Source organism: Phenylobacterium sp. (assembly GCF_037138395.1).
In the GTDB taxonomy this organism is placed as follows: Bacteria; Pseudomonadota; Alphaproteobacteria; order Caulobacterales; family Caulobacteraceae; genus Phenylobacterium.
This window is the reverse complement of record NZ_JBAXIM010000126.1, coordinates 1-7,482: the sequence shown is the minus strand read 5'-3', so window position 1 is coordinate 7,482 and position 7,482 is coordinate 1. Positions and strand designations below refer to the sequence as shown.

General features: G+C 67.6%; 7 protein-coding genes and 1 pseudogene. 7 read left to right on the top strand and 1 reads right to left on the bottom strand.

From position 1 onward, the window contains the following. The 7 genes from WCJ52_RS10115 to purD form a co-directional block, all read left to right on the top strand. Positions 1 to 470 (top strand): ATP-binding protein (locus WCJ52_RS10115; protein WP_336903182.1); only part of this gene is annotated, 470 nt, incomplete at its 5' end. 91 nt (positions 471 to 561) lie between these two features. Then, positions 562 to 2,004, top strand: a complete 1,443-nt coding sequence (pstC, locus tag WCJ52_RS10110; protein ID WP_336903181.1) for a phosphate ABC transporter permease subunit PstC — start codon at positions 562 to 564, stop codon at positions 2,002 to 2,004. Further along, positions 1,997 to 3,283 carry a phosphate ABC transporter permease PstA gene (pstA, locus tag WCJ52_RS10105; RefSeq protein ID WP_336903180.1) on the top strand — a complete coding sequence of 429 codons (1,287 nt, stop codon included), beginning with the start codon at positions 1,997 to 1,999 and terminating at the stop codon, positions 3,281 to 3,283. The genes pstC and pstA overlap by 8 nt, the downstream gene beginning before the upstream one ends. A 4-nt stretch (positions 3,284 to 3,287) precedes the next feature. Then, positions 3,288 to 4,082 (top strand): phosphate ABC transporter ATP-binding protein PstB, encoded by a 795-nt coding sequence (gene pstB / locus WCJ52_RS10100; RefSeq protein ID WP_336903179.1) that lies wholly within the window; start codon positions 3,288 to 3,290, stop codon positions 4,080 to 4,082. A gap of 10 nt (positions 4,083 to 4,092) precedes the next feature. Then, positions 4,093 to 4,788 carry a phosphate signaling complex protein PhoU gene (phoU, locus tag WCJ52_RS10095; protein WP_336903178.1) on the top strand — a complete coding sequence of 232 codons (696 nt, stop codon included), beginning with the start codon at positions 4,093 to 4,095 and terminating at the stop codon, positions 4,786 to 4,788. 9 nt (positions 4,789 to 4,797) lie between these two features. Then, positions 4,798 to 5,508 carry a phosphate regulon transcriptional regulator PhoB gene (gene phoB / locus WCJ52_RS10090; protein WP_336903177.1) on the top strand — a complete coding sequence of 237 codons (711 nt, stop codon included), beginning with the start codon at positions 4,798 to 4,800 and terminating at the stop codon, positions 5,506 to 5,508. A 31-nt stretch (positions 5,509 to 5,539) separates the two neighbouring features. Further along, positions 5,540 to 6,817, top strand: a complete 1,278-nt coding sequence (gene purD / locus WCJ52_RS10085) for a phosphoribosylamine--glycine ligase (protein WP_336903176.1) — start codon at positions 5,540 to 5,542, stop codon at positions 6,815 to 6,817. A 3-nt stretch (positions 6,818 to 6,820) separates the two neighbouring features. Here purD and WCJ52_RS10080 read toward each other — a convergent pair. Further along, a pseudogene (locus WCJ52_RS10080) lies at positions 6,821 to 7,482 on the bottom strand (hypothetical protein); the annotation flags it as partial.

The following is a 7,482-nucleotide window of genomic DNA, read 5'->3' as shown; positions in this document are numbered from 1 at the left end:
CGGCGGCTGGCGAAGCGGTGATCTGCGGCGATCGCGACCAGATCGTCCAGGTCATCCAGAACCTCACCGACAACGCGTTGAAGTACGCGCCGCCGGGAAGTGCGGCAAAGGTGGAGGTCCGCCCGAATGTCAGCCGCGAGGCTTCCCAGGTGCCCGTCCTCGAGGATGCGGCGCGCCTGACCCTGGTGAGCCCAGATGCCCTCCCGCCCACCTTCATGATGATCCAGGTCCGGGACGAGGGCCCGGGGATGGACCGCGAACACCTGCCCCGGCTGGCCGAACGGTTCTATCGCGTGGAGGGCCAGAAGAGTGGAGAGCGGCCGGGGACGGGACTGGGCCTTTCCATTGTCAAACACATCGTCAACCGGCATCACGGCGTGCTCTCAGTGGAAAGTGCGCCCGGACGGGGCACCGTCTTCACGGTCCTGCTCCCCGCAAGCCTCACTGTCACAGAAGTTTCACAAACATGACATACGGCCTAGAGCGTGGCTTCGGGTGACCAGGTGAACACCGCAGCGCCGCCATGAACGCTGCTCTCGTTGAAGGAACTGCCGCAAATCCATGCTGACGGGTCTCGCCCTCCTGGTCCTCGCCGCCTTTTCCGGCGCGGTCTTCTGGGCCGCTAGCCGGCGTGCGGCGGGACTGGCTCGGTCGCCTGCCGCGCCGGTCAATTCCCTGCCCTTCCACCATGGAACCTACGCCGCCGTCTGGACGGCTGTGCCGGCCGCCCTGGTGCTGCTTGTTGCGGCCCTGTTCGGGGATCCAGTGGAGACGGCCCTGGTCAAGGCCCAGCTGCCAGCGGCTGTCTTGGCCCTTGAGGCCTCCGACCGTCAGGTCTTCCTGGATGACGCCCTGGCCATCGCCCGGGGTGGCTCCCGCAGCGAGACCCCCTATTCCCCGGATCTCGAGGCGGCCCTCAGGACGGCGGCCTCGGATGCCCATGCCATCGACGTCCGGGTCCGGCTGATCGGCCTGGGTTCCGCAGGGGTCCTGGCCCTGGCCGGGGCCGCCTGGGGTCTGTCCCGCATCCGCGCACCCTTCAGGGCCCGTGCGGGGGTCGAGAAGTGGATTCAGGCCCTGCTGCTCTTTTGCTCGGTGACTGCCGTCTTCACGACCGTGGGCATTGTCGCCTCCCTCGTCTGGGAAAGCTGGCGCTTCTTCCAGGCCGTTCCACCCCTGGCCTTCCTGTTTGGAATGGAGTGGGACCCCCAGAGCGCCATGTATGCGGACCAGGTGGTCTCAGAGGGTGCCTTCGGGGCGATTCCGCTCTTTGCCGGCACCTTCCTGATCATGTTGATCGCCATGATGGTGGCTGCCCCGGTGGGACTTTTCGCTGCAATCTACCTGTCGGAATATGCTTCGGGGACGAGCCGGGCCATCATCAAGCCCCTTCTCGAGATCCTCGCGGGGGTGCCCACAGTCGTTTATGGCTTCTTCGCCGCCCTGACCGTCGGGCCCCTGTTCCGGGCCGGCTTCAACGCCATCGGCGCCATGCTGGTCGGTGGCCCCCTCAACGACCTCGGCCTCTACCTAGGGGAGGTCCAGAACCAGATGGCCCTGGTGGCGGGCGTTGTGATGGGGGTCATGCTGATCCCCTTTGTCTCCTCCCTGTCGGATGACATCATAAACGCCGTGCCCCAGTCCCTGAGGGACGGCAGCCTGGCCATGGGCGCCACCCAGTCGGAAACCATCCGCAAGGTGATCCTGCCCGCGGCCCTGCCGGGTATCATGGCGGCCATGCTGCTGGCGGTCTCCCGCGCCGTGGGCGAGACCATGATCGTGACCATGGCTGCTGGCCTCCAGGCCCGGATGACCTTCAATCCCCTCGAGACCGTGACCACGGTCACCGTCCAGATCGTCACCCTGCTGACCGGGGACCAGGAGTTCGATAGTCCGCGGACCCTGTCGGCCTTCGGCCTGGGCCTGACCCTGTTCGTCGTGACCCTGCTCCTGAACGTGATCGCCCTGCGGATCGTCCAGAAATACCAGGAACAGTATGACTGAGCCTGGCCCCTCCCGCGAAGACCTCAAGACCACGGTGGCCCGCCGGCTGAAGGCGCGCAATGCCGCCGAACGCCGGTTCCGGCTCTATGGCCAGGTCGCCATCGCCCTCGCCCTCGGTTTCCTGGTCCTGCTGCTCGGCCGTATCGTTCAGCAGGGCTGGTCAACCTTCATCGACTACCGGCTCACCGCCCAGGTCTATCTGGATCCCTCACGGATCGACCGGACGGATCCTGGGGGTGCCAATTACGACCTGCTCATCGCCGAACAGCTCCTGAAGCAGATTGGCGTGGCCGACGACGAGAACGGGACCCGCAGCGATGCCATGAAGGACCTGGTGTCCGGCGACATGGGCTTCCAGGTCCTCGACCGGGTGAAGGCCGATCCAACCCTGATCGGCCGCACGCTGACGGTCTCCGCCCCCCTGAAGGCGAACGCAGGCCTGTACTTCAAGGGCCAGGTCAAGCGATCCACCTCCGAGGAGGAACGGGCCCTGAGCGACGCCCAGATCGACTGGCTCGATCAAATGCGCGCCGGGGGGCTGGTGGCCTCCGGCTTCAACTCGACCTTCTTCACGCGGTCGGACTCCACCGAGCCGGAGCAGGCCGGGGTTCTGGGCGCCATTGTCGGATCTACCCTGATGCTGATCCTGACAGCCGCCCTCGCGATTCCGATCGGTGTCCTGGCGGCCACATTCCTCGAGGAGTTCGCTCCCAAGAACCGGTGGACCGACATCGTCGAGGTGAACATCAACAATCTGGCTGCGGTTCCCTCCATCGTCTACGGCCTCCTCGGCCTGGCGGTGTTCATCAACTGGATGCACGTCCCACGCTCCTCGCCCCTGGTGGGGGGGCTGGTGCTGGCCCTGATGGCCCTACCGACAGTGATCATCGCCACGCGTTCTTCCCTCAAGGCCGTCCCACCCTCGATCCGCGAGGCGGCCTTGGCCCTCGGCGCCTCCCGGACCCAGACCGTCTTCCACCATGTACTGCCCCTGGCCCTGCCGGGGGTTATGACCGGCTCCATCCTCTCCCTAGCCCACGCCCTGGGCGAGACCGCGCCTCTCCTGATGGTCGGCATGGTGTCGTTCGTTCCCGGCGTCCCGGACTCCCTGACCTCCGCCAGCACCGTCCTGCCCGTCCAGATCTTCATCTGGGAGAACGCCTCGGAGCGGGCCTTCCACGAGCGTACGGCCGCCGCCATCATGGTGCTGCTGGCCTTCATGATCCTGATGAACCTTGCCGCCGTCCTCATGAGGCGGCGGTTCGAACGCCGTTGGTGACCCGATGACAGACGTCCAGAGCAGCCCACCCCCCGCCGAGGTGGCGACACGGATCTCCGCCCGGGGCGTGAGGGTCTTCTATGGCGACAAACAGGCCCTGTTCGATGTCGACCTCGACGTTCCCGACCGTGCCGTGACGGCCCTGATCGGTCCCTCCGGCTGCGGCAAGTCCACCTTCCTGCGCTGCATCAACCGGATGAACGACACCATCCCGGGGGCCCGGGTCGAGGGTACCATCCTGCTTGACGGCGAGGACGTGAACGACCGGGACCTCGACCCCGTCCTGCTCCGGGCCCGGGTCGGCATGGTCTTCCAGAAGCCCAACCCCTTTCCCAAGACCATCTTCGAGAATGTGGCCTACGGGCCGCGGATCCACGGCCTCGCCACCTCGAAGTCCGAGCTTGACGGCGTGGTCGAGCAGGCACTGAAGCGGGCTGGGCTCTGGAAGGAGGTCTCCGACCGGTTGGACCAGCCCGGAACAAGCCTGTCCGGTGGTCAGCAGCAGAGGCTGGTGATCGCGAGGGCCATCGCCATCAATCCTGAAGTGATCCTCATGGACGAGCCCTGCTCGGCCCTGGACCCGATCGCCACCGCGCGGATCGAGGAGCTGATCGACGAACTCCGGGCCCTCTACTGCATCGTCATCGTGACCCACTCCATGGCCCAGGCGGCGCGGGTGTCGCAGAGCACGGCTTTCTTCCACATGGGAAAGCTGGTCGAGACCGGTCTGACCAGCAAGATCTTCACACGTCCAGGGGACCCCCGCACCCAGGACTACATCACCGGCCGCTTCGGCTAAGGACGCGCCCATGAGCGAACACATCGTCAAGTCCTACGAGGACGAACTGAACAGCCTGGCGGCAGAGTGCTCCCGGCTGGGCGGTCTGGCCGAGGCCCAGCTCGCCGACGCCATCCGGGCGGTGATCCGGCGCGAGCCCGACCTGGCGGCGGAGGTCATCCAGCAGGACGACCGCCTGGACGAGATCGAAGCCGACATAGAGCAGAAGTCCATCCGTCTGATCGCCCTGCGCCAGCCCATGGCCAACGATCTGCGCAAGACGGTGGCGGCCCTGAAGATTGCCTCGAACCTGGAACGCTGCGGCGACCTGGCCAAGAGCATAGCCAAGCGGGCCCTGGTGCTGACGGATGTCGAGCCCATGCCGGCCCTGAGCCGCTCCATCGAGCGCATGGGCCAGCTGGTCCAGTCGCGGCTCCGGTCGGTGCTGGACGCCTACGCTTCCAGCGACGCTGAGGGGGCCATGGAGGTTTGGCGGCGCGACCATGAGGTCGACGAGCATTACAACAGCCTCTTCCGCGAGCTCCTGACCTACATGATGGGGGATGCCCGGACGATCACACCCTGCGCCCATCTCCTGTTCGTGGCCAAGAACCTCGAGCGGATCGGCGACCATGCAACCAATATCGCGGAGATCGTGCATTATGAGATCTCTGGCGATCAGGTGAGTCCCGGCGACCGGCCGCGTTCAGATGATCTCAGAGCCTAGGAGTTGTCCATGAACCCCCGCATCCTTGTGGTCGAGGACGACGACGCCCTCGGGACCCTGCTCCGGTACAACCTCGAGCGGGAGGGCTACGCAGTATCTCTCGCCACGGATGGTGAGGAGGCGCTGATCCAGGCTGAGGAGCAGCTGCCGGACCTGGTCGTCCTGGACTGGATGCTGCCCAGGGTCTCCGGGATCGAGGTCTGCCGGCGTCTTCGCCAAAAGCCCCAAAGTCGGAACGTGCCCATCATCATGCTCACCGCGCGAGGCGAGGAGAGCGACCGGATCCGGGGGCTCGACACCGGCGCTGATGACTATGTGGTCAAGCCCTTCGCGGTGACCGAGCTGTCGGCGCGGATCCGCGCCGTCCTGCGCCGCCTTCGACCTGGCCTGGCCGAGGATGTGGTGGTCCGGGGTGCCCTGAGCCTGGACCGGTCGGCCCACCGGGTCAGCCGGGACGGCGAGGAAATCCACCTGGGACCGACGGAATTCCGCATGCTGGATTTCTTCATGCAAAACCCTGGTCGGGTCTTTAGCCGTGAGCAGCTTCTGGACTCTGTCTGGGGGTCGGACGTCTATGTCGAGGCCCGGACGGTAGACGTCCACATCGGTCGCCTCCGTAAGGCACTGGCCAAGGGCAGGGCGGGCTTCAACCCGATCCGGACCGTCCGCTCGGCAGGCTACGCCCTCGAGGTGGACCGCAGGAGCGCTGGGGCTGATTGACGGCGGGGCCTGACCGCGCGAAAGGCGGGCGATGAACATTCTTCTCGTGGGATCCGGCGGCCGTGAGCACGCCCTGGCCTGGAAGATCGCCGCCTCGCCCCTGACCCGCCGCCTGGTCGTGGCGCCGGGAAACCCCGGCATGGCGCGACTGGGTGAAATGAGGCCCATCAAGCCGACTGCAGTCCAGGAACTCGTCGACCTGGCCCGGGAGATCGCCGCCGACCTGGTGGTGATCGGCCCTGAGGCCTCGGTGGAGGCGGGCCTCGCCGACGCCCTCCAGGCGGCGGGTACGCCCTGCTTCGGGCCCATCGCGGCTGCGGGCCGGCTGGAAAGCTCCAAGGCCTTCACCAAGGCCTTCTGCGACCGTCATGGCCTGCCGACCGCCGCCTGGGTGGTGTGCGAGGACGCGGCCTCTGCCAAGGCCGCGCTCGACCGGTTCTCACCTCCCTATGTGATCAAGGCCGACGGACTGGCGGCGGGCAAGGGCGTGACCGTCGCTCCTGACCGGGCGACGGCGGAGGCGGCCATCGACGACGCCCTGGGCGGCCGGTTCGGCGCCGCCGGCGCCCGGGTGGTGATCGAGGACTTCCTGGAAGGCGAGATTGGCTCCCTCTTCGTACTCTCGGACGGCCAGACGGTCCGCTATTTCGGCGCGGCCCAGGACCACAAGCGCGCCTTCGACGGCGAGAAGGGCCCGAACACCGGGGGCATGGGGACCTATTCCCCGGCGCCGGTCTTCACCGGGACCCTCGTCGACCAGGTCATGACCCGGCTGGCTGTCCCCGCCCTTGAGGGCATAGCGGCCGAGGGCGCGCCCTATCGCGGGGCCCTCTTTGTCGAGTTCATGGCTACGTCGGACGGACCGCGCCTGGTGGAGTTCAACGCCCGCTTCGGGGATCCCGAGTGCCAGGTCCTCATGCTGCGCCTGGAGAGCGATCTCGTGCCCTACCTCGCCGCCTGCGCGAACGGGACCCTGGCCGACCTACCGGAGCCAGCCTGGCGCGACGAGGTCGCGATCTGCGTCGTCATGGCGGCGGAAGGCTATCCGGTTGCGCCGCGGACGGGGTCGGCGATCCTGGGCGCGGAACAGGACTTCGGCCCGGACGTCGCGGTCTTCCACGCCGGGACCACCCGGGACGCCGACGGCGTGCTCAGGGCCGCTGGGGGCCGTGTGCTGAACATCTGCGCCCGGGGTCCGGACCTTGAGACCGCCCGAGCCCGAGCCTATGCGGCTATCGCGCGCATCGACTGGCCCGAGAGCTTCCACCGCACCGACATCGGCTGGCGCGCCCTGGCCCCGAGGGACTGAGCCTCAGCCTACGAAGTCAGTCTGGGCCAGGGTCACGAGGCCGCTGATCTCGATCACCGTGTCTATGGCGTTGTCGCTGTCGGTGTCGGCGAAGACGTAGGTCAAGGTGGCCCCCGTGTCTTTGATGGCCACCACGTCATCTGTTCCGGCCGAGATCACCGCCGCCGCCGCCGCCTGGGCCGCGGCGTAGGAGGCGGCGTCGGCTCCGGCGCTGAAGCCGGCCGGGCCCGTGCCGCTGTTGGTCGCGCCCAGGCCGAAGGAAATCTTGTCCGTGCCCCCCGCGAAGTCGGTGATGACGTCCCGGGCAGTAGCCGTGGAGGCGGCGTTCCCGAAGGCGAAGACGTCCGCACCGCCGCCGCCGGTCAACCTGTCCTGTCCAGCGCCACCGTTGAGGGTTTCCGCACCTGCCCCGCCGACCACGGTATCGGCTCCGTCATCTCCTGCCAGGCTGGAGGCCCCAGCGCCGCCAGACAGGCTGTCGCCGTCCGCTCCGCCGCTGAGGGTGTCGGCGCCGCCACCGCTGGAGAGCACGTCAGAGCCCGCCCCGCCCATCAGCGATTCCGCGCCCCCGCCACCGGCCAGGGTATCGCCGCCGGCATCTCCGGAGAGGGTGGCCGAGCCGGCACCACCGGTCGTGCCAGTGCCACCCGAGCCGCGGCTCGATC